This is a genomic window from Ructibacterium sp. SJQ-7 (assembly GCF_054696575.1).
The window spans coordinates 500,393-523,271 of record NZ_CP195193.1; the positions used below are offsets into that span (position 1 = coordinate 500,393).

The window sequence follows — 22,879 nt, forward strand, 5'->3', positions numbered from 1 at the left end:
AACTATTCCTCCCAAGTATTTTTCTCATTTAGAAGTTCTTCACGTTGCTTAAACAAATCCATCAAATTCGTAGGGTCTGTTTCGGCATTGATATGCATATTCAACTTCTCCAATTTAATTGTATATAAAAGTTCTTTGACGGTTTCTTCGTCACCGCTGTAAACTTCAAGATTATAAAAAACTTCCGACGCCTCACTCAAATCGTCACCCGAAAAATCATTTAACATCATTGCCGGATCGGGTGACATTCCGTTTTCATAGCTGACATACATACTTTTCGCCAAACGTCTGTACACATCTGTTGAAAATTCCTCGGCTTTAATATGCGCCGACGACATTTTATAAAGTTTTTTACTTTGCGATATAAGTCCCAAAAGCCGTTTTTCAGCTTCAAGCAAACTGCTTGTAACCATTTGATTTTTCGTTGTTTCACGCTTTCTTTGTTCGACTTTTTTCTGATACTCATTTTTAGTCGGTATTCTTTTATAGCTGCCCTTTGATATTTTTTCGCGGTATTTGCTTGCTATCGCCTCTCGGCTTATTCCAGTATCCTCCGCGACTTTCGTTATATAGGCGTCTACCTCAACGGCATCTTTTAATTTTGTAAATATGTTTACTACCTCATCTATAAACAGTATCTTACCGTCCGTACTCGTTACGTCGTACTGCTTTTTTATCAAAGAAATCTTAAATTCAGTGGCAGGCATCGCATTCTTTACCGCCTCTTTGAATTTTTCAACTCCGTTTTTGTTTATGTATTCATCGGGATCTTTGGCATTTTTAAGCCGTATCACCCTTGCTCTGCCACCTACATTGTTTATTATGTCAATAGCTCTTAACGCCGCTTTTGTACCTGCCTCATCACTGTCGTAACATATCAGTATTTCACTGCCGTAACGCAACATCAATTTAGCCTGATTTTCCGTAATAGCCGTACCGAGCGTTGCAACAATATTTTTTATACCGGCTTGATATACGGATATTACGTCCATATATCCCTCACACAGTATTATCTCCGACGATTTTGCATTTTTCGCCAAGTTGAGCGAAAATAAGTTTCTGCCTTTATCAAAAACAGGTGTTTCGGGCGAATTCAGATATTTTGGTATTTTATAACCGTTAATTTCTTTATTGTCGTGCATAATCCGACCGCCGAAACCAATAACATTTCCTCTAACGTCAATTATCGGAAACATAACACGATCTCTGAATTTATCGTATATTCTGCCCTCACGGCTTACGGCAAGTCCGCCCTCGACAATTTCTTCTGTTTTAAACCCTTGCGAAGTCAAATATTTAAGCAAATGATCGTGTCCTTCGGGTGCATATCCCAAACCGTATACCGTAACCGTTTTCCAAGGTATATTACGTTTTGCAAAATACTTCTGACCTTTTTCGCCTATGCTTTTATCACGCAGGCAATTATAAAAAAATCTCGCTGAAAGTTTGTTCATTGCCAAAATACGTTTCTTCTTTTCATGCGACGCGTCCGAAAAATTCCCGTCATCTTCGGGAATTATTATACCTGCATTGTCGGCAAGCAACTTCAACGCATCAATAAAGTCAAGATTTTCTGTACGCATTACGAACTGCACCAAATTACCGCTCGCACCGCATCCGAAGCAGTGAAAAAGCTGTTTCTCTTGACTTACATGGAATGACGGTGTTTTTTCGTGGTGAAACGGACAAAGTCCGCTGTAATCACGTCCCGATTTTTTTAATTGTACATATCTCGATACATAGTCAATTATGTCATTTTCATCACATATTTGCGCTATCATATCGTCCGAAATTCTTCTTGGCACACCGTCACCTCCTTTTATCAATGGTACTATTTTCACACATAATGCGTAAAAATATACTTATCTTATCGTTTCAATTATTCTTTCTGCTAAAATCTTGCATTGATTTATAGCATATGTATCTTCATTTGCCGGTTTCTGAGCAGATACACCGAAATGTCCCATACCCGATACAGAGCTGTTGCCTATAAGCGTCATACCCGAAACAAGCGCGCATGAATGAATATGCTCCAAAGTCCTTTCCTGACCGCCGTACTTTGACGCACCGACAGTTACCGCCGCCATAGGCTTTCCGAGCCACTTTTTATTAGCTCTTGCGTCCCTTGTCTTGTCAAAAAAACATTTCATCTGACCCGTCATAGAACCAAAATAAACAGGACTTCCGAAAACGACAAAATCAGCTCTTTCGATTTTATCAAATAATGTATCAAGTTTTGTATCTTTATAGCACTTTTTTGTACAAGGCGTTGAACAGGCTACGCAAAACGGTGTTTTTGTATCCATAATCGCCTCACTGACACTGCAAATTTCAGTTTCTGCACCCTTTTCGGCACAGTGTCTTAAAATTTCGTTAAGCAAAAATGCTGTATTTCCGTCATTGTTATGACTTCCGTTTAATGCTAATATGTACATATTATACGCTCCAATCTTTCATCAAAACAGAGGTAAAAATACACTTCACGTTATATTTACCCCCATTTTCTCATTTTATAACATTTTATTTATATTATATTGAAATTTTATTCAAAAAATGCTTTATGTCTTAAAAACTTTCGCTTTTTATAATACAACATACGCACCCAAAAATCCTTTTTTAATTTTAAAATTTCTCATAATCCGCAAAAAAGAGGATGATACCACCCTCTTTTTTGTAACTAATTCATAACAGCAGTACCGATAATGCTGTTAATATCTTCAATATTGTAACGTTCCATATATTCCTTAATTTCTTGCTTTACAGGAAGAATTAAATCCGGTTTTACAAAAAGTCCTGTACCCAAAGCCACAAGCGAAGCACCGGCAAGCATAAATTCGATTACATCCTCACCGCTCATAACGCCGCCCATACCTATCAATGGCAATTTTACAGCCTCATGCACTTCATGAATCATTCTGACTGCAACAGGTTTTACGGCAGGACCTGAAAGTCCGCCTGTATTGTTTGCCAAAATCGGACGTCTTGTGTGTATGTCAATTTTCATACCCATAAGCGTATTTATAAGCGACAATCCGTCTGCTCCGCCCGCCTCTGCGGCTTTTGCGATTTCAGTGATTGAAGTTACATTCGGTGAAAGTTTTACAACAAGCGGTTTCTTTGAATGTTTTTTTACTGCACTTGTAAGTTCGTTTACTACTTTAGTGTCTGTTCCGAAAGCTAAACCGCCGTGCTTTACATTAGGGCAAGAAATATTCATTTCTATGATTGCAACGTCAGTATCTGAAAGAATTTCAGCCATTTCACAATATTCCTCTATCGTGTTACCCGACATATTTGCAATTACATTTGTGTCATATTCCGCAAGTATCGGCATTATGTGCTTTGCGAAATGCTCAACACCCGGATTTTGAAGTCCGACACTGTTTAATATACCGCTCGGCGTTTCTGCAATTCTCGGAGGTTTGTTTCCCTCTCTCGGTACTCTTGTAAGACCTTTTGCACCGAACCCTCCGTACTCCTCGATAGATACAAATTCATTGTATTCCATACCGAAGCCAAAAGTACCCGATGCAGTTACGATAGGGTTTTTAAATTCAACACCGCAAAAATCAATTTTTGTATTAGTCATTCAGAGTCACCTCCTCAGAGTAGAAAACAGGACCGTTTGTACAAACCTTTGCATATCTGTCTGTACCCTCTTTATTCGTTTCACAGCTACATACAAGGCAAGCACCGATACCGCAGCCCATACGCTGTTCCAAAGACACCTGACACTTTATACCTCTGCTTTCCGCAATTTTCTTAACAGCTTTAAGCATAGGCATAGGACCGCATGAATAAATCATATCGCACTTATGCGAATCAAGATATTGTTCCATAGCCGATGCAATATATCCGTTGTAACCGTAACTTCCGTCATCTGTTCCGACTATAACCATATTTGAAACATCGTTAAATTCATCTTCCATAACAACTCTGTCTTTACTTCTGAAACCGAGAAATACATCGGCATTTATATTCTTTGCCAATTTGTATAGTGGAAATACACCGATACCGCCACCGATTATAACAGCATTTTTCACACTGTCCTTTATTTCAAAGCCGTGTCCCAAAGGACCCATAACATCTATATAATCGCCGACTTCTTTTTTAGCAAGTTCCTCTGTACCCTTACCCTTGACTTCAAAAATAAATCTTACTTTTCCGTTTTCGGCGTCACAAATACTTATAGGACGTCTTAAAAATGTGCTGTCACCGCAATTTATATGAAGGAACTGTCCGCATTGTGCCTCTTTTGAAATATCTTCACTTTCGATTACAAAATCAAAAATTCCGTCTATAATTTCCGTCTTGCTGATTAGTTTGCAATTCTCAACTTTTTTCATCTGCTACTCCTTATAACACGCTTGTAAGATCATTTTTCATTCTGATTGCCTCTGCTCTTGCCGCCTCGGCAAACTGTTCTTCTTTCCAATCGCCCTTTTTATATGCACACATAATACCTCTTGACGAGTTCACTATCGCACCAAGTCCGTCCTCATTAAAGCATGGCTTAACACCCTCTGCGCCGCCGCCTTGTGCACCATAACCCGGTACAAGGAAGTATGATTTAGGCATAAGCTTTCTCAAAACCTTTGCCTGTTCGGGATATGTTGCACCGACAACCGCGCCGACTGCACCGTATCCGCTCTTGCCGATAGTTTCTTCGTTCCACTTATTAACACACTGTGCAACCTTTTCATATATATGTTCGTCACCGACAAGCAAATCCTGCAATTCGCCGGATGACGGATTAGATGTCTTTACAAGTGCAAATATCGCCTTATCAAACGTCTTACAATCATTTACAAACGGCTGTATTCCGTCTGTTCCCAAATAAGGATTTACTGTAACACAGTCAACAGGGCAAGGCTCACATTCCACACCATCTATATCAACTTTACCGAGATATGCTTTTGAATAAGCCTCTGCCGTACTGCCTATATCATTTCTCTTTACGTCAAGAATTATATACAAACCCTTTTCTTTTGCATACGAAATAGTTCTGTGCATTACTTCCTCACCGCACAGACCGTACATTTCATAGAAAGCCGACTGTGGCTTTACAGCAGGTACAACGTCATAAAGTGCGTCTATAAGACCCTTGTTAAATTCCCATATAGCCTCTGTCGCACCCTTTAAATTCTGTCCGTATTCGGCATATGCTTTTTTTCTGATATACTCCGGAACATATTCGATTTTCGGGTCAAGTCCGGCTACTGACGGATTGCCCTTTTCCTTAATTTTCTGTACTAATAAATCTACTGACATTGTTTACCTCCTACGCAAGTTCACCATTGTTTACAACTATTTTTCCGCCTACTATAACGTATTCCGGTTTACCGCAAAGAGTAAAGCCGTCAAACGGAGAGTTTTTGCTCTTTGACTGGAATTTTGAAATATCAACCGTCCATTCTTTTGACGGATCAAATATCGTAATATCGGCGTCTGCGTCTATCGACAAACTGCCTTTATTAATTCTTAGTATTCTTGACGGATTAACTGCCATTTTTTCAATAAGTTCGTTCAAAGTCAAAACACCGGATTTTACAAGGTATTGAAGTCCCAATCCCAATGATGTTTCAAAACCTACGATACCGTTTAATGCAAGTGCAAACTCGCAATTTTTCTCATCAATATGGTGCGGTGCGTGGTCTGTTACGATACAATCAATCGTTCCGTCTTTCAATCCCTCTTTGATTGCCTCGACATCATCAGAAGTTCTTAAAGGCGGGTTCATTTTCGCATTTGTATTAAAGCCGTCAACAGCATTTTCAGTAAGTGTAAAGTAATGCGGGCAAGTTTCGCAAGTAACGTTTACTCCGCGTTTTTTAGCCTGTCTTACAAGTTCAACAGAACCTCTTGTACTTACATGCGCAATGTGAATTGCAGTATGTGTAGCTTCTGCGATTAGTATATCTCTTGAAACCATTACTTCTTCTGCCGCTCTTGTTATACCCTTTAAACCAAGATATGTTGCCATAAAGCCCTCGTTCATCTGACCGCCGTCGGCAAGTCCCAAGTCCTCGCAGTGAGATATAACGGCTATATCAAACATTTTTGCATATTCCAACGCTCTTCGCATAAGCCCCGATTCAACAACAGGTCTGCCGTCATCTGATATTGCAACCGCACCGGCATTTTTAAGTTCGCCGATTTCAGCAAGCTCCTTACCCTCAAGACCTTTTGAAATTGAGCCTATCGGATATACGTTTACATGACCGACTTCCTTAGCCTTTGTCTTTATATAAGTAACAATCGGCTCACTGTCTGTTACAGGCTTTGTATTCGGCATACAAGCGATTGATGTGATACCGCCCATTGCGGCACTTCTTGTACCCGATTCAATATCTTCTTTATATTCCTGTCCCGGATCTCTCAAATGGCTGTGCATATCAACAAGTCCCGGTGACACAATTTTACCTTCTGCATCTATAACGGTAACGTCACCGTCGGCATTAATGTTTTCGCCTATTTCGGATATAACGCCGTTATCCACAAGTACGTCCGCTACTTTATCAAAATCATTTTTAGGGTCAACTACCCTACCGCCTTTAATTAATATCTTCATATTCTTTCCCTTTCGTTAGTCTTCAAATCCGCCTCTTGACAATATATACATAACCGCCATTCTGACTGCAACACCGTTTGTAACCTGTTCGTTTATAACGCTTTGTTCGCCGTCAATGACGCTTGATGAAAATTCCACACCGCGATTTACCGGTCCGGGGTGCATTACAAGTGCGCCCGGTTTGGCAAGTTTTAATCTCTCGTTGTCAACTCCGAAGAATCTGTAATATTCTCTTATACTTGGGAACAAGCCTTTTTTCTGTCTTTCAAGCTGTATTCTAAGTCCCATAACAACATCTGCGTCTTTTATCGCATCCTCAACATTGTTAAATACTTTTACTCCAAGTCTTTCCATTCCCGGAGGCATAAGCGTTGTAGGGCCACCTACGCTTACATCTGCACCAAGCTTTGTAAGTCCGTAAACATTACTTCTCACAACTCTGCTGTGGTAAATATCTCCTATAATCGCAACTTTAAGACCTTTAAAACTGCCCTTTTTCTCCTTGATTGTAAGCATATCCAAAAGTGCTTGCGTAGGGTGTTCGTCCATACCGTCACCGGCATTGATTACCGACGCACTTACAAGCGGAGCGATAAGATGCGGTGCACCGCTCATATTATGTCGCATTACAAGAATGTCAGTACCCATTGCATTGATTGTTTCGGCAGTGTCTATAAGCGTTTCACCTTTCTGTACCGATGAACCGCTTGCAGTAATATTAGCCGCGTTGGCACTCATATATTTAGCCGCAAGCTCAAAAGATAATCTTGTTCTTGTACTGTTTTCATAAAACAGATTTACAACAGTTTTGCCTTGAAGATGAGGAGTCTTTTTATTAGTCTGACCTAATATAAGTTTCATCGTTCCGGCTGTTTCAAGTATGTTTTCTATTTCTTTCGCACTTATGTCTTTAAGTCCGAGTAAATCTTTCTTCATTATTAATTATCCCCCTTACCGCATATTGATACTTTTTCTAATTTATCATCGTTTATTACAACATCAATATATTCATCATGTGAAGTCGGAACATCTTTTCCAATGTAGTCAGCACGGATAGGAAGTTCTCGGTTTCCTCTGTCTACAAGTACCGCAAGTTCGATTTTTTCCGGACGTCCCATGTCAAAAAGTTCTTCCATCGCCGCTCTTATAGTTCTGCCTGAATACAATACATCGTCAACTAAGATTATTTTCTTATCCTCTATTGAAAATGCAATGTCGTTTCCCGCAACTACCGGGTGCTTGCTGAGTCTTGTCAAATCATCTCTGTAAAACGTTATATCAAGACTTCCGAGTTCAAGCTTAATACCCTCGATTTCTTCGATTTTCTTGATTATAAGCTTTGCAAGTGATACACCTTTCGTTTGAATACCTATTATGACAAGATTTTCAGTTCCTCGATTTCTCTCAACAATTTCATATGCAATTCGGCTGACCGCTCTTTTTGAGGTAGCCTCATCCATAAGCACTGTTTTTTCTTCGTAATTCGCCATAACCTTTCCTCCGTCTTGGCTGTACTGTATTATATTACGCCATATTTATTTATATTATTATATAACATAATTCACTTTTTGTCTATACAATGACAGACAAAACATTCAAAATAATTTACCTATGTTTTTTCTTGGGTAAGAAAAAAGCACGTTTAAAACGTGCTTTTATTTTTCTATAACCAACCATACTCCGCCAGAGCTACTGCTATCAGACGGTGCAGGATTAACTTTTGAATATAAACAGTCTTCGCCACTATCATAAATTACTCTATAAACGTCACCTTCGTCTATTGCCTCGTAATTTTTTCCATCTGTCAGACTATCAACTCCAAAACTCTCACCTATATATTTTAATTTCATTTTTTATCTCCTGTTTGTTTCTGTTTCCATAATGGAATATATCTATTATTCATATAATCAGTCCAATGTTTATTAAGATAATTTCTTTCTTCCTCGTATTCTTCAACCGACATATCTTCTCTCCAAAACGGTACTTCTTTAATCGTACCTCTTGCCCAGTCACTTTTCTTGCTCTCCATTTTCTTAATCCTTTCAATCATATTTTATATAAATAAAATATAACAAAAACTCATTGACCATACAACCTTTATTTGATAGAATGTAAGCAAGAGGAATAACCAACGGTTATTTCTGCATAACGGTTTATTATAAACTTTAACCGTCTACTTGGCAGAGTAGGCGGTTACTTTTTTTATTTTTGATTTTTCTCTTGTTCTGCTCTTTCACGTTCTTCTTCCACCATTCTCATATACTCTCCGAATTTCTGCGCGTGTTCCTTCGCTCTTCGACATAAAGCCGTCAACTCTTCTTTTGTCAATTTTCTTTCTGTATTGTCCGAGTTCTCATTCTGTAATTCCTTTTCTTGATTTTTCATATTTTATCCTCTCTTTCTTAAATTAATAAATATCATATTTCAAGGTTAATTTTCAATTTTAGGATTGACCTCTGTAAATTTTTCACTTATACTATATATAAAGCCGTTGTTTTGAAACAGGACTCTTGGCAATCGGAGCCTTGCCTTCTGAAGTAAGACAACGGCTTTTTTATTGAAATTAATATCACAAAATAATTTTATTATCTACATTCTGCCTCAAAAATTCTTGACAATTATTTCATTATAGACTATACTATCTGTTAAGGATACAATATTTATACTACCTAATGGCGCCTTTGTTGTGCCGTTTCGTATAGATATTGTATCCTTTATTATTTAACTGAAATATATTCCGTAAGAAAAAACGTGTAAAAAACGTGTACAGTCTATTTAAAACAAAAACAAACCGCCAATTTTAGCGGTTTGTTTTTTAATTGGTGGAGGTGAGGAGAATCGAACTCCTGTCCGAAAACATATCCACCCAAGTTTCTCCGAGTGCAGGTTATGGTCAATATTCCCTTTGATACTACTCCACAACCAAAGTTATATCATCGGTAGTCCTTAAATCATGGAAAAGGTCAGGACATCCCTTTACTCACGTTCACCACTAAAATGATGCCTTGCCCTATGCCGTGGTACTCACAGGGGAGACAACGCCGCAATTAGGCAGCGTAAGCTAATTCTGTATCGTTAGCGTTTATATTTAAAAGTTTGAGCCGTTTTAAGTGGCACTCAACACTACTCGCTACTCGGGATTCAACATCCCCGTCGAAACCATTGCACCCCCATATTAATAACGGTTATAATTTTTTATCGACCGCTCAATATTACGTTTTGCGTCTTTCTTTGCAATATCTTCACGCTTATCATAAAGTTTTTTACCCTTTGCAACTGCCAAAGATACTTTAACCAAAGAGCCTTTCAAATACACTGCAAGAGGAATTAAAGCATAACCGTCCTGCTGCATTTGGTTTGTAAGTTTCAATATTTCTTTCTTATGAAGAAGAAGTTTTCTGTCCCTAAGAGGGTCACGATTAAATATATTTCCCTGTTCAAAAGGGCTTATATTCATCTGCTTTATAAATACTTCCCCGTTTTTGATTGACGCATACGCGTCGGTAAGATTAACCTTACCCAATCTTGCAGATTTAACTTCTGTTCCGGCTAATTCTATGCCTGCCTCTATTGTTTCCAAAATAAAATACTCGTGACGTGCTTTTTTATTCTGCGCAAGAGTTTTTGTATTTTCTTTTTTATCCGCCATAGAAATTCTCCTTTCGTCAAACTGCTTTGATATTATAACATATCCTAAAACAAATTGCAAACAAAATCATATATTAAGATTTTCTCTGATTATGCAAAATATGCTTTTTTTCGCCGACTTTATATAATTTACTCTCATACGCATTATTTTCATCGTAAACAAGCTTCGGTACAGATGACGGCTTACCGTTTTCATCAAGCGAAACCATCGTAAAAAATGCAGTCAGTGCAATCTGTTTATTACCTGTAATAAGGTCCTCCGACTCGACTGTCACAAAGACCTCCATTGACGAACGTCCCGCATATATGACCTGTGCCTTACACGTTACAAGCTCGCCCACAAGCACCGGCTTTTTAAAATTAAGCTCGTCAACTCGTGCGGTTACAACGTTTGTGTGGGCGTGTTTCTGTGCCGCAACCCCTGCCGCACTGTCCATCATTTTCATAATTTCACCACCATGCACATTCCCCGCCGGATTAGCCTGCATTGGCAATACAAGCTGTGCAAGTATCGAATGTGAGTGTTTCATTGTCTGTGATTCCATTATGCCGCCTCCCTACTGCACATTTTTAATTATTTTTAGCATTTTCAAGCATTTGCTTTGCGTGACTTAAAGCAAGTTCCGTAACCTCGCCGCCGTCGATTATTCTCGCAAGTTCAAGTTCTCTGCCTTCTTCGTCAAGCTCTTTTAAAGTTGTAGACGCAAGCTCGCCGTCTGTATTCTTCTGTATCAAATAATGATTATCCGCCATTGCCGTAAGCTGCGGAAGGTGTGTAATACAAATAACCTGCTTGTTTTTTGCAATAACCGCAAGTTTTTTCGCAATACTCATTGCCGCCTTACCGGAAACACCGGTATCAATTTCATCGAATATCATTGTATCAACGCCGTCCGAATCAGCCAAAATCGACTTTATCGCAAGCATTACTCTTGACAATTCACCGCCCGACGCAATTTTCACAAGCGGTTTTAACGGCTCACCCGGATTTGTGCTGATTAAAAACTCAACCTTATCCATACCATTATCGTAAAATGTACCGTTATTCTCTATATTAACCTTAAATTTGGATTTTTCCATATTAAGCTCATGCAACGACTTTTCGATATTTTCTTCAAGAACTTTTGCGGCATTTTCACGTCTTTGCGTAAGAACATTGCCCTTTTCTTTAAGGTCTTTCGTTATGCTTTTAAGTTCTTCTTTTAGTTCGTTTGTTCTCTCATCACTTAGCTTTATATCATTAAGTTCGCTTTCGGCTTTTTTCAAATATTCAAGTATTTCTTCAATACTGTTTCCGTATTTGCGTTTCAATCTTGAAATCAAATCAAGTCGTTCTTCAATTTCGTTTAAAGTCTGCTCATCAAATTCAACAGTTTCGCCGAACTCTTTTATTTCGTGTGCCGTATCTTCAAGCGAATACATAATTTCATTTAAAGTATCATAAATCGATTTAAGTTGAGGATTTAAGTCGCTTATCTGAGAAATCTCATTCACGGCAATGCTTATACCGTCATATGCGGATTGTATTTCATCACCCTCATACAAGTTCATATACGCCTCATTTACGGACTTTGTTATCTGCTCCGCATTGGTGTATATATCACGTTGTTCTCTTAAATCGTCCTCCTCACCTTTTTCAAGCGACGCTTTTTTTATTTCCTTAACTTGATATTCAAGCAAGTCAATCCTTTGCATTTTTTCCTGCTCGTCCATTTCAAGTGAAGAAATCTTCTTTTCTATTTCACGTTTTTTTGATAATATGTCCTTATACCTGTTTATATATTCCTCATTATCAGCATACGCGTCCAAAAACGTAATATGTCTTATCGGCGTCAAAAGTGCCTGATTATCGTGCTGACCGTGAATATTAATAAGTCTGTCCGATATTTCACGAAGTATGTTAAGCGTTACAACCATTCCGTTTATTCTCGCTGCGCTTTTTCCCTCTTTTGTAACTTGTCGTGTAATTATAACAGTTTCGTCCTCAACGTCAATATCGTTTTCTTCAAGAACATTTATAACACTTTTAGGTGCATCAAAAACAGCTTGTACAACAGCCTTATCCGTACCGTATCTTACAAGCTCTTTATTTGCTCTGTCGCCCAAAATCATATTTATCGAATCTATTATAATAGACTTACCTGCACCGGTTTCACCTGTAAGCACACTTACACCGTCATGCAAATTTATGTCTAGTTTATCTATCACCGCTACATTTCTGATAGAAAGCTGGTTTAACATACTTTGTAATACTCCTTACTGAAATAATTGAATCAATTTTTCTGCAATTTCCGCTGCCTTTTCTTCATTTCTTGCAATTATGAGCAATGTATCATCACCGGCAATAGAACCCAAGAACTCGTTACGCATAGACGCATCAACAGACGCCGCAACAGCCGACGCCATTCCCGGATATGTTTTCACAACGATATTATTCATTGCATAATCAACACTTATTACCGTATCGGTAATCATATTTATACGTCTGTCAAGTTCCTCCGGAATATCCTTAGAAGATGAATAAACACTTCCACCGTCAGGCAACGGTATTTTTATAAGTCCAAGTTCCTTAATATCTCTTGATACAGTCGCTTGTGTAACATTATACCCGCACTTATTGAGTTCACCTATAAGTTGTTCGTGAGTCTTGATATTCTTCTCATGTATTATTCTGAGAATTTGACCCTGTCTTTTGTACTTCAACTCTTATCCTCCCTAATTACGATAACTTTTTAATTAATGTGTCGTAAAACGACTGTTCACCTATTTTTATTAGTTCAAAATCATATTCGGATTCGGTAATTATTACTTCGTCCGCATTTTTTATATATCCCTGAATGTCACCGTCCGCCGTAACAACCGCGTCCGCATTTCCGTATTCTCCGTCAAGCTTTATTCTTATATCCTTATTTGACGAAAGTACCGCACTTCTGACAGACAACATATGTGCACATATCGGAGTCGCAACATACAATCTCATACAAGGGTCTACCACCGGTCCGCCGGCTGATATTGAATAACCCGTAGAGCCTGTCGGTGTTGCGATTATAAGTCCGTCGGCGGTGTATCTGTTTACCGCTACACCGTCAGTCGAAAGTTCCATATAGATAAGTTTTTCGCCCGCCACTTTCGACACCACAACGTCATTGAGTGCATGAAACGAAAATTGGATTTTATTTTCTTTTCTTATTTCCGCTTTCATCATCATTCTTTTTTCGACAGTGAAATCATCCTGCAAAAACTTTGAAATAGCGTCCCCCATATCGTCTATTTCAATCTCGGTCATAAAACCGATTTTACCGAGATTTATTCCCAATACGGGAATTTTTCTTTTTGCACATTCCGCAGCTCTCTGCAAAATAGTACCGTCACCGCCGAGAACGATAAGATATTCCGCATTGTCAAGTATCTCGCTTTCGGCAACGTAATTAACATTCAATCCAAGAACGCTGTACGCCTCATCTATATAAATTTCAGCTTTTCCGTTTAAAAATTCAACAAGTCGCTTTGTGTTTACCAGACCTATATCCTTACTGTTATTAGGTATTACCGCTATTCTTTTCATAAATGTTTCACCTCACTACCCCTATTATACATATTATACACCACAAATTGCTTTTTTTCAATAGTTTTTATCGCATTGATTTATTGATTTATATTTGCATTTTTTTTCGTTATATGGTAAAATTCCTTTAATAATTAAGTGATAAGGGGAATTTAAAATGTCAATTTCATTTCGCGGAGCAAAAAAATATAAAAAGCATAACGGATTTGATAAATCAGCCGAAATACATTCACCGCTCCCTGCACCTGTATACTTTTTTAATCTTGTTCAAAACACTGATGTTGCGTTAAGTCCGCTTGTCGAAGTCGGTGATACGGTTGAAATCGGTTCAAAAATCGCCGATCTTGAAAGCTATGACGCAATGCCGTTATACAGTTCCGTATCAGGTATTGTTACATCTGTAAGCGATACGTTTATATGCGTTGAAAATAATATGAAGTACACCGCAGTCCAAACTCAAAAAACGGATAATATTAATTTTCTTACCACGCGTGAAATGTTGTGGATTATTCGTGAGGCAGGCATTTGCGAAGTCAGAAACGGTATTCCGGCACACATACTTTTAGGTACTGAAAAAAAACCTGAATATATTATAGTACCTACATTTGACAGCGACCCGTATGTTTCCTCAACGCAGTTTGCCTCACTCGGAAACACCGAAAAAATCTTAAAAAGTCTTAACATTGTGATGAAAATTCTTAATACAAAAAAGGCAATTATAGCCGTTGAAAATAATACAAAAAAGATATTTTCCGATTTCAAACTAAATCTTAGATATAACGAAAATATTTCTCTCTGCTCGCTCAAAGCACGTTATCCGCAGAGCAGAGATGACATTCTTGTGAAAACGCTTACAGGCAAGGATATTGACAAAATAAATACCGTCATACTGTCACCCGAAACACTTTGCAACATCTATGACGCACTTACACTTCAAAAGCCTGTTACGGAAAAAATTATAACGGTTTCAGGCGACGATATTCTTCCGCCGAATAATTACAAAGTGCCGATAGGCTTGCCTGTTTCGTCACTTCTTCACGACAGCGGATATACTTCTCCCGAAACGGTTATAGTCGGCGGTATCGTTGACGGTCGTCAAATCACCGACCTTGACGAGCCGATAACATCAAGTACAAATTCAATCATTGCATTTAACGACAGTTCAAATATTCCCAAATACAGAAAAGAACTTATCTAATCAGATAAGTTCTTTTTCTTTTAAAACTTTATAAAGCAATTCACATGAACATTCAACAAAATTCTGAATATCTTCTTTTTGTGTATATTCAAATTCTCTGTCCGTATTTGAACTGTATCTTTCGTAATAATCAACAATAAACTTAACCTGTTTTGTAAGCTGATTATGCTCGTAATACGGCAGATAATCTTTTATTTCACCCGCATTTTTCAGTATATCAAAAGTCGGATGATATGTAAGACTTCTTAAATGCCATACGTCAATATCATTCCAGTCCTTTTTTATAACCTTTAAAAATTCGGGGTTTTTCTTATATTCCTCCGCATATTTAATCCTTGTCGGCATATACATCGTAACCGACCACATTATATCCGTCAGCAAATGCACATAATACCCAAGGTAAAACCAATAATCGGCGTTTGATTTATCGTTTAGATATTCCTTTTGGAAGTCGTTATATCGGCAATCACGTTTCATACCGCTCGGTGACCAATGAGTTATTTTAGGCGGCGGTGTGAACTCACCAAAACTGTCCTTAACACCGTATCCGCAGTCAGGTGCAACACTGCCTATGACAAACTCTCTATGATATTTTTTAGCTATTAAATTATCAATAAAACACCTTGCCACTCTTAAATGAACTCCCCAAGTTGCCAATATAATACACCTCCGATTACCACTGAGCTATTGCTATATTATACAAAAGTTTAATGCTGTTTTCTATGTCACTCATGCTTGCCATTTCAGACGGTGAATGTACATATCTTGTCGGTACGGAAATACCGCCCGTCTTAATTCCTGCTCTTGTAAGATGAATTGCACCTGCGTCTGTACCGCCGTCCGTCATAATTTCAAGCTGATACGGAATTTTGTTTTTCTTAGCAGTTTCAATCATCATTGTGCGAACATCGGCATCACACATAATCGAACGGTCCATAACCTTTATAGCCGTACCCTTACCGAGTTCAATCGCCATAGTCGGTGCGGACGGTGTATCGCCCGTATCGGTAACGTCAACCGCTACCGCAATATCTGGATTGATTGCAAAAGCTGCCGTTTTCGCTCCGCGAAGTCCCACTTCCTCTTGAGTTGTAAACACGAAATACAAGTCGTTTTCACAATCTTTTATTTCACTCAAAGCCTGCATTAAAATCGCACAGCCGACTCTGTTGTCAAGAGCCTTTGAAACAACATTATCGCCACACTTCACAAATCCGCCGACAAATGACGCGGTATCACCGATTGAAACTATTTTTTCAGCCTCTTTCTTATCTGCCGCACCCAAATCAACGTATAATTTGCTTATAGCCGGTTTATCTTTAAAACTTTCTTCCTCTGCACCGATTACGCCCTCAACGCCGTTTGCAAAACGCACACGAAGATTTACAAGATTTCTCAAATTAAGTCCGCCGACTGACGAAAAACGCACAAATCCTTTATCGTCAATATCGGTTACAATTATACCAATCTCGTCCATATGTGCCGCGAACATAATCTTTTTGCCGCTGCCTTTTTTATGAGCAATAAGATTACCCATTGCATCAACCGAAAGTTCGTCACAATACTTTTTTACATTATCGGAAATAAACTTTCTGATTTCATTTTCCGAGCCCGAAACACTGTTTATTTGTGTTGCTTTTTCCAATACATTTAAAATATCCATTATATCATTTCTCCGATTTTATTTAAAAATAATCTGATATACTCCGTCATACTGTTAATATCATCAAGTGACATTACGGAAACAGGCGAATGAGAATATCTGCAAGGAACAGACGAACTCAGGCATATCGCACCGTCCGCTCCGCTCTGCATTGCACCGCCGTCACTTGTCTGTGGCATTAAAACCTGAGGCTGTACCTTTATTTTCGCCTTTTTAGCGGCTTTAATCATTTTTTCTGTTATTTCTTTATCCGCAATTATTGTTCTGTCTGCAAAATTAACAACCGCACCGTCACCGAGTTTTACACCCGCATTACTTTCACAACCGTACATATCGGCTGTTTCGGCAGATGAAACCGACAATATAACATCGGCATTTATTCTGTGCGATACGATTTTCGCGCCTCTTGCTCCGACTTCACGCTGTACCAAAAAGCACATATATGTGTCGTATTTATATTCTTTCTCAATTGCATTTATAAGCGAGGTACAAATACCGCTCCTGTCAAGTGCTTTGCCTTTGACGTTACTGCCAATTTGCATAAATTCAGTGTCAAAAGTCACATAATCGCCGAGTTTAACGTACTTTTCCGCATCCTCTTTGTCCTTTGCACCGATGTCAATAAACAGCTTTGAAGCTGCCACAACATTTTCACGTTCGGACTTTGTCTGCAAGTGTATTGCTTTCATACCGATAACACCCTTGATTTTATCAGCACCGATTACAACCTTTTTTGAAATAATTTTTCGCGGGTCAATATTGCCTACCGCTTTAAATTTCAAATAACCCTTTTCGGTTACTCCGCTTATGATAAAACCGGGTTCGTCCATATTAACCGCAACTGCGATTTTTTTACCGCTGTCACTGCCTTTTTTATATGCAATAACATTACCCATTGTATCAACGGTAATATCGTCAACATTATCTTTAATTTCCGCAATTATCAAATTTCGTATATCATTTTCATTTCCGCTTACAGCATTTATTTCAGACATTTTTTTCAGAAGTTCAGCCATTGTAATTCTCCCCTCTGTTCTTTTATAAATTCAGTCAGCAGATTAACTGTCGCTTTAACATCTGAAACCGCCAAAGTTTCAACTGATGTGTGCATATATTTAAGCGGTATTGATATAAGTGCCGTCGGTACACCGTCACACGCCACTTGTATCTCCCAAGCGTCCGTACCTGTATTGCCGCCGTCAACGTCCGTGCTTACCTTTATTCCGTGACGTTTTGATACCGCAAAAAGTTCATCGGTAAGTTTTGGGTGGAGATTAGGACCTACCGAAAGAACAGTACCCGTTCCGACTTCAAACGCATTATCCGAATTGTCAGGCGTTATACCGTGACACACATCAATCGCAACAGCCATATCCGGATTAATGCCGTATGCAGTGGTTTTACCGCCTCTGCAGCCGACTTCCTCCTGCACTGCCGCAACGGCGTACACATCAATGTCAATATCCAAATCTTTGATATTTTTCATAACACGCATTATAGCCGCAACGCTTGCTCTGTCGTCAAGCGATTTACCGCTGAATTGCTTTTTGCCGAGTCTGCCTACAGACTGTGCAAGAGTTATACTGTCGCCGACAGCCACAAGTTCTTTAACTTTTTCGGCACTCAAACCTGTATCAACCGCCAATTCTTTTAATTGGGCTGTCTTTCCTTGCTCCAGTAAGTAATTCGGCTTTATGCCTATTACTCCCCACAAATCTTCTTTGCCGTGTACAGTCACTTCGGTTGACGGAAGTGTTCTTTCGTCAACACCGCCGACATTCGCGAATGTCAAATATCCCTCATCCGTAATTGATGTGACAATCAATCCTATTTCGTCGCAATGTGCCTCAATCATCAATTTAGGTGCGTTAGGTTTATTACTGCGTTTTACCGCAATCACACTGCCTAAAGAATCGATTTTTACATCATCACAATACTTTTTAAACATATCGGCAATTTGGTCTGTCAAACGATATTCAAATCCCGATATACCACGCATATCACTTAATTTTCTTATAAGTTTTCTCATATTAATTCAACTCATTTACTATTTTCTTGAATAGATTTCCTCTTTCTTCAAAGTTTCTGAACATATCAAAACTTGTACTTGCCGGTGACAGAAGAACAACGTCACCGTCATGTGCCTTACTTCTTGCTGTATTAACTGCATCCTCATAAGACGTTGCACGAATTACCTCTATATCTTTACCATTTCCGGTCTTATTTATTTCAGCGTCAAGCGCCTCTTGAATTTTATCCGATGTTGCACCGATTAATATAAGCACCTTAACGTGTTCGGCAAGTGCAGGTCCTATTTCGTCATAAGGAATGCCCTTATCCTTACCGCCGGCTATCATTATAACCTTATTAGGAAATACTCTTAGAGTGTTTATCGTTCTGTTAGGGCTTGAATCTATTGAGCTGTTATAATACTTAACTCCGTCAAGTGTTCTTACAAGCTCAATTCTGTGTTCCACACCGCCGAAAGTTTTTGCAACGTTCACTATAACTTCCTTGCTCACTAAACCGCTTACTGCGGCAATAGCAGCCATATAATTTTCGACATTGTGCATACCCGGTATTTTAATGTCCTTGATATTAAGTATTTCTACTATACCTCTTTTTATAATATTTCCGTCAAGATATACGTCAGCCATACCGTTTCTTGAGAAATACTTAACCGCACCGTTTGCACTCTTGCCTATATCTGCCGTAACTTGATTATCTGCATTTACGATAAGCGTATCGCCTTCATTCTGATAAAGCATTATATTTTTCTTTGCGTCGATATATTCCTTGTAATCTTTGTGCATATCAAGGTGGTTCGGACTTATGTTTGTGATAACCGCAATTTCAGGTGACTTTCTCATTGTATGAAGTTGGAATGAAGAAAGTTCAAGAATTACCCAGTCGTTTTCTTTCATTTTCTCGGTATCAGTCAAAAGCGGATTTCCGATATTTCCGCCGAGCCATGTTTTATAGCCTGCATCAGTCATCATTTTATGGATAAGCGTCGTTGTTGTTGTCTTACCGTCACTGCCTGTAACGGCAATTATATGTGACGGACACACTTCAAAAAACACTTCCATTTCACTTGTTACGATACTTCCGTTTTCCTTAGCTTTTAAAAGTTCAGGTACGTCATATCTCATTCCCGGAGTTTTAAATATCATATCGCCAGAAAGATTGTTAAGATAACCGTCACCAAGATTGAACTTTACGCCCAACTTCTCAAGTTCGGTATAATTCTCCCCCAAATCTTCTGCACTTCTTCTGTCACAAGCCGTTACATTCGCACCGAGTGACACAAGATATTTTATAAGCGGCAAATTTGATATGCCGATTCCGATTACAGTTATATTCTTTCCGGCAACATTATACTTGAATTCATCTAATTTGTTCATACTAAATTATTCCTCCGAAATTCTTATTTTATCATATTACTCCGAATTTTCTGACTAAACTTAACTGCATATATCAGAAAATATACCAATTATTTTTTCTATTGTATCACAAATGCGTTCAAAAATCAAGGAAATGGGATATTAAAGTAAAACCAAGCATAAAAAAAGGATATTGCATTGCAATACCCTTTTAATATTCTGAATTATTCAGCGTTGTCAGCCTCAACTTCGATTGCCTCTTCAACTTCTACCTCAGGGTCTGTTGAATAAACAAGTGTTTCAGCATTATGGTCTTCTACAGGAGCTTCTTCTTCCTTAACTTCTTCTTCCTTTTCAGGTGTAGGAATTAGAGCACGTATTGAAAGACTGATCTTCTTTTCGTCCCAGTTAAGATCTGTAACCTTAGCCTCAACTTCTTCACCGATTGTAAGAACATCTTCCGGCTTGCCGATTCTTCTGTCAGCGATTTGAGAAATGTGGATAAGACCGTCTACGTTAGGCATAATTTCAGCGAATGCGCCGAATGGCATCATACGAACTATTTTACACTTAACAACGTCACCTACATTAATCTTTGATTGAGCGATTGTCCAAGGATTGTCCTCAATCTTCTTAAATCCAAGAGAAATCTTCTTTGTTTCTCTGTTAAGGTCCTTAATGTAAACATCAAGAACGTCACCCTCTTTAACAACTTCTGAAGGGTGCTTGATTTTATTCCATGAAAGTTCACTGATGTGAACAAGACCGTCAACACCGCCGATGTCAACAAATGCACCGAATGATGTCAGTGACTTAACAGTACCTTGATACTTCTTGCCAACTTCAGCCTCTGCCCAGAACTTTTCTTCTTTTTCTTTTCTTGCAGCCTCAAGAATAACTCTGACTGAACCGATAACACGTCTTCTTCTTTCGTCGATTTCGATTATCTTATAGTTTACAGTTGTTCCTACAAGGCTTTGAAGGTCCTGTACAAATCTTCCGGATGCCTGACGTGCAGGGATAAATACCTGAGAACCGTCTGTAAGTGCAATAACACCGCCCTTAACAGCCTTTATAATCTTTCCTTCCAAAGTCTCGCCTGATTCATAAGCTTCTTTGATTTTGTTCCAGCTTTCCATAGCTACCAATTTCTTTCTTGATAGAACTACTTTACCCTCAGCATCGTTTACGCCTACAACGTAAACCTTGATTGTATCGCCTTCTTTTACTACATCAGACGGCTTAAGTGCAGGGTCATCAGTAAGCTGATCAGCTGCTAATTGTCCGTTATACTTAAAGCCACCCAAATCAACGATGACCTCATTATTGCGAACTTCTACAACTGTTCCCTCTACAATGTCCCCGTTATTAAGAGTTTTACTTTCATACTGTGCAAACAGTTCTGCAAAGTTCTCCTCATTTTTTAAATTTTCACTCATAGCCTTTACTACCTCCTCGATAATACTGCCGGGTGTAGACGCTCCTGCAGTAATACCTATTTTATTATATGTTTTTTCTTGAGGTAAATCCTCAAAAGTTTCGATGTGATAGGTGTGTTTACAGTTTCGCTTTGATATTTCAAACAGCTTTCTTGTATTTGAGCTTTCCTTTCCCCCGATTACAATCATCATGTCCGAATTTCTCGAAAGTTTGTCTGCCTCTTCTTGCCTATCCTTCGTCGCACTACATATTGTATCAAAAACTAGGGTACTTTTGCAAGTTTTTTTTACATTTTGTACGATTTCACCAAAAAAATCTCTATTAATTGTGGTTTGTGCTACAATACATATGTCTTTTGAGGCTAAATTACCGTCAATTTCACTTTTCACGTCGTTAATTATGACAGCTTTGTTATCGCACCAGCCATTTATTCCAATAACTTCCGGATGGTTTTTATCGCCGACAATAATAATTTGATACCCCTCTTTGTGATGTTTCGATACAATTTTATGTATCTTTGCCACAAAAGGACAGGTAAGGTCAATATACTCACGACCGTTCATCTTGTCATAAACAGCTCTCGGCACTCCGTGCGCCCTTATAACAACCGTATGGTCACTCGGAATATCCTCTATACTGTCATACGCATACACGCCCTTGCTCGCCAAATCTTCGATTACCTGCCTATTATGAATAAGCGGACCGAGCGTTGCGATTTTTTTACCGTTTTCGATTTCTTTATAAACATCGTCCACCGCTCTTTTTACACCGTAGCAGAATCCTGCCGTTTTTGCAACATTAATCATTTTTGTTCTCCGATTTTCTTAATATCTGTATTGTCAAACGAATAAATTGTCTGCATAACTTCATCGGCAAGCGTCTGCAAAGTTTCGTTATCAGGCTTTTTGCCATAATATTCTTCAAACGTAATAGGTTTACCGAATGTTACTGTGACCTTGTGAAAAGGCTTGTATTCACCGCTTATGCAAAGCGGAATGACAGGCACTTTGGCATACACGGCAATCATCGAAACACCCAATTTAGCCTTTACTCTCTTGCCGTTTTTTATTCTGTGACCTTCAGGAAAAATAAGCATTGCGTCATTATTTTTTAATATTGAAAACGCACCTTTTATAGCACCTATATCGCCTCTGCCGCGCTGTATCGGAAACGCACCGAGTTTTTTTATAAGTCCGCCGAAAAGCTTATTTTTAAACAAGTCGGCTTTTGCCATAAATCTTAGCGGACGCGGACAATATGCCCCTGCAAAAATCGGATCCCAATTACTTTTATGGTTTACGGCAAGTATCATACCGCCGTCTTTCGGAACATTTTCCTTGCCCACTACTTTTACTCTGAAAATACAGTGTGTAACGCCTTTTGCTAAACCGCTTAAAAATTTATATAGCAT

Annotated in this window: 24 protein-coding genes and 1 other RNA gene; 1 reads left to right on the forward strand and 24 read right to left on the reverse strand. The window is 38.7% G+C overall.

The genetic code is table 11. The features are described from left to right. Positions 1 to 2: 2 nt before the first annotated feature. The 17 genes from dnaG to ACSAMO_RS02375 form a co-directional block, all read right to left on the reverse strand. Positions 3 to 1,805 (reverse strand): DNA primase, encoded by a 1,803-nt coding sequence (dnaG, locus tag ACSAMO_RS02295; protein WP_499209744.1) that lies wholly within the window; start codon positions 1,803 to 1,805, stop codon positions 3 to 5. Positions 1,806 to 1,862: 57 nt separating this feature from the next. After that, on the reverse strand, positions 1,863 to 2,435 hold the full coding sequence (locus ACSAMO_RS02300; protein ID WP_022228859.1) for a flavodoxin family protein: 573 nt from the start codon (positions 2,433 to 2,435) through the stop codon (positions 1,863 to 1,865). Between the two features lie 242 nt (positions 2,436 to 2,677). Beyond that, a complete protein-coding gene (locus tag ACSAMO_RS02305; protein ID WP_499209745.1) occupies positions 2,678 to 3,589 on the reverse strand; it encodes a dihydroorotate dehydrogenase in 912 nt (303 codons plus the stop codon). Continuing rightward, positions 3,582 to 4,346, reverse strand: coding sequence for a dihydroorotate dehydrogenase electron transfer subunit (locus tag ACSAMO_RS02310; RefSeq protein ID WP_022228861.1), 765 nt, complete (start codon positions 4,344 to 4,346; stop codon positions 3,582 to 3,584). The genes ACSAMO_RS02305 and ACSAMO_RS02310 overlap by 8 nt, the downstream gene beginning before the upstream one ends. Positions 4,347 to 4,356: 10 nt before the next feature. Beyond that, positions 4,357 to 5,271: an orotidine-5'-phosphate decarboxylase gene (pyrF, locus tag ACSAMO_RS02315; RefSeq protein WP_117967921.1), complete on the reverse strand. Its 915-nt coding sequence runs from the start codon at positions 5,269 to 5,271 to the stop codon at positions 4,357 to 4,359. Positions 5,272 to 5,281: 10 nt separating this feature from the next. Further along, complete coding sequence (locus ACSAMO_RS02320) at positions 5,282 to 6,571, reverse strand: dihydroorotase (RefSeq protein ID WP_118446831.1); 1,290 nt, start codon at positions 6,569 to 6,571, stop codon at positions 5,282 to 5,284. Positions 6,572 to 6,586: 15 nt separating this feature from the next. Continuing rightward, on the reverse strand, positions 6,587 to 7,507 hold the full coding sequence (locus tag ACSAMO_RS02325; protein WP_499209746.1) for an aspartate carbamoyltransferase catalytic subunit: 921 nt from the start codon (positions 7,505 to 7,507) through the stop codon (positions 6,587 to 6,589). A 2-nt stretch (positions 7,508 to 7,509) separates the two neighbouring features. Beyond that, positions 7,510 to 8,061 carry a bifunctional pyr operon transcriptional regulator/uracil phosphoribosyltransferase PyrR gene (gene pyrR, locus ACSAMO_RS02330; RefSeq protein WP_117967918.1) on the reverse strand — a complete coding sequence of 184 codons (552 nt, stop codon included), beginning with the start codon at positions 8,059 to 8,061 and terminating at the stop codon, positions 7,510 to 7,512. A gap of 165 nt (positions 8,062 to 8,226) precedes the next feature. After that, positions 8,227 to 8,421 carry a hypothetical protein gene (locus tag ACSAMO_RS02335; protein ID WP_499209747.1) on the reverse strand — a complete coding sequence of 65 codons (195 nt, stop codon included), beginning with the start codon at positions 8,419 to 8,421 and terminating at the stop codon, positions 8,227 to 8,229. Further along, entirely contained in the window at positions 8,418 to 8,600 is a 183-nt protein-coding gene (locus ACSAMO_RS02340) for a hypothetical protein (RefSeq protein WP_499209748.1), read from the reverse strand. The genes ACSAMO_RS02335 and ACSAMO_RS02340 overlap by 4 nt, the downstream gene beginning before the upstream one ends. A gap of 173 nt (positions 8,601 to 8,773) precedes the next feature. After that, positions 8,774 to 8,956: a hypothetical protein gene (locus tag ACSAMO_RS02345; RefSeq protein ID WP_499209749.1), complete on the reverse strand. Its 183-nt coding sequence runs from the start codon at positions 8,954 to 8,956 to the stop codon at positions 8,774 to 8,776. A gap of 435 nt (positions 8,957 to 9,391) precedes the next feature. After that, positions 9,392 to 9,743, reverse strand: a transfer-messenger RNA (tmRNA) gene (ssrA, locus tag ACSAMO_RS02350). Between the two features lie 3 nt (positions 9,744 to 9,746). Further along, entirely contained in the window at positions 9,747 to 10,220 is a 474-nt protein-coding gene (gene smpB / locus ACSAMO_RS02355) for an SsrA-binding protein SmpB (protein ID WP_337868984.1), read from the reverse strand. A gap of 73 nt (positions 10,221 to 10,293) precedes the next feature. After that, positions 10,294 to 10,764 (reverse strand): acyl-CoA thioesterase, encoded by a 471-nt coding sequence (locus tag ACSAMO_RS02360; RefSeq protein ID WP_499209750.1) that lies wholly within the window; start codon positions 10,762 to 10,764, stop codon positions 10,294 to 10,296. 25 nt (positions 10,765 to 10,789) lie between these two features. Beyond that, entirely contained in the window at positions 10,790 to 12,460 is a 1,671-nt protein-coding gene (recN, locus tag ACSAMO_RS02365) for a DNA repair protein RecN (RefSeq protein WP_499209751.1), read from the reverse strand. 15 nt (positions 12,461 to 12,475) lie between these two features. Beyond that, positions 12,476 to 12,922, reverse strand: coding sequence for an arginine repressor (argR, locus tag ACSAMO_RS02370; RefSeq protein WP_022230830.1), 447 nt, complete (start codon positions 12,920 to 12,922; stop codon positions 12,476 to 12,478). 16 nt (positions 12,923 to 12,938) lie between these two features. Beyond that, a complete protein-coding gene (locus ACSAMO_RS02375; protein ID WP_499209752.1) occupies positions 12,939 to 13,784 on the reverse strand; it encodes an NAD(+)/NADH kinase in 846 nt (281 codons plus the stop codon). Between the two features lie 157 nt (positions 13,785 to 13,941). Between ACSAMO_RS02375 and ACSAMO_RS02380 the strand changes: the two genes are divergently transcribed. Next, entirely contained in the window at positions 13,942 to 14,982 is a 1,041-nt protein-coding gene (locus ACSAMO_RS02380) for a hypothetical protein (protein WP_499209753.1), read from the forward strand. Here ACSAMO_RS02380 and ACSAMO_RS02385 read toward each other — a convergent pair whose 3' ends face one another. From ACSAMO_RS02385 to ACSAMO_RS02415, 7 genes are all read right to left on the reverse strand, one after another. Further along, complete coding sequence (locus ACSAMO_RS02385; protein WP_499209754.1) at positions 14,983 to 15,639, reverse strand: zinc dependent phospholipase C family protein; 657 nt, start codon at positions 15,637 to 15,639, stop codon at positions 14,983 to 14,985. It lies immediately after the preceding gene. A gap of 16 nt (positions 15,640 to 15,655) precedes the next feature. Further along, the gene (locus tag ACSAMO_RS02390) at positions 15,656 to 16,645 is read right to left on the reverse strand and encodes a M42 family metallopeptidase (protein ID WP_499209755.1); all 990 of its coding nucleotides are present in this window, start codon (positions 16,643 to 16,645) and stop codon (positions 15,656 to 15,658) included. Then, positions 16,645 to 17,661: a M42 family metallopeptidase gene (locus ACSAMO_RS02395; RefSeq protein ID WP_499209756.1), complete on the reverse strand. Its 1,017-nt coding sequence runs from the start codon at positions 17,659 to 17,661 to the stop codon at positions 16,645 to 16,647. The genes ACSAMO_RS02390 and ACSAMO_RS02395 overlap by 1 nt, the downstream gene beginning before the upstream one ends. After that, positions 17,646 to 18,674: a zinc-binding metallopeptidase family protein gene (locus ACSAMO_RS02400; RefSeq protein ID WP_499209757.1), complete on the reverse strand. Its 1,029-nt coding sequence runs from the start codon at positions 18,672 to 18,674 to the stop codon at positions 17,646 to 17,648. The genes ACSAMO_RS02395 and ACSAMO_RS02400 overlap by 16 nt, the downstream gene beginning before the upstream one ends. 1 nt (position 18,675) lies before the next feature. Next, positions 18,676 to 20,049 carry a UDP-N-acetylmuramoyl-L-alanine--D-glutamate ligase gene (gene murD, locus ACSAMO_RS02405; RefSeq protein ID WP_117967886.1) on the reverse strand — a complete coding sequence of 458 codons (1,374 nt, stop codon included), beginning with the start codon at positions 20,047 to 20,049 and terminating at the stop codon, positions 18,676 to 18,678. A 203-nt stretch (positions 20,050 to 20,252) separates the two neighbouring features. Further along, positions 20,253 to 22,274 carry a bifunctional 4-hydroxy-3-methylbut-2-enyl diphosphate reductase/30S ribosomal protein S1 gene (locus ACSAMO_RS02410; protein ID WP_499209758.1) on the reverse strand — a complete coding sequence of 674 codons (2,022 nt, stop codon included), beginning with the start codon at positions 22,272 to 22,274 and terminating at the stop codon, positions 20,253 to 20,255. After that, complete coding sequence (locus ACSAMO_RS02415; RefSeq protein WP_117967880.1) at positions 22,271 to 22,879, reverse strand: lysophospholipid acyltransferase family protein; 609 nt, start codon at positions 22,877 to 22,879, stop codon at positions 22,271 to 22,273. Before ACSAMO_RS02415 ends, ACSAMO_RS02410 begins: the two co-directional genes overlap by 4 nt.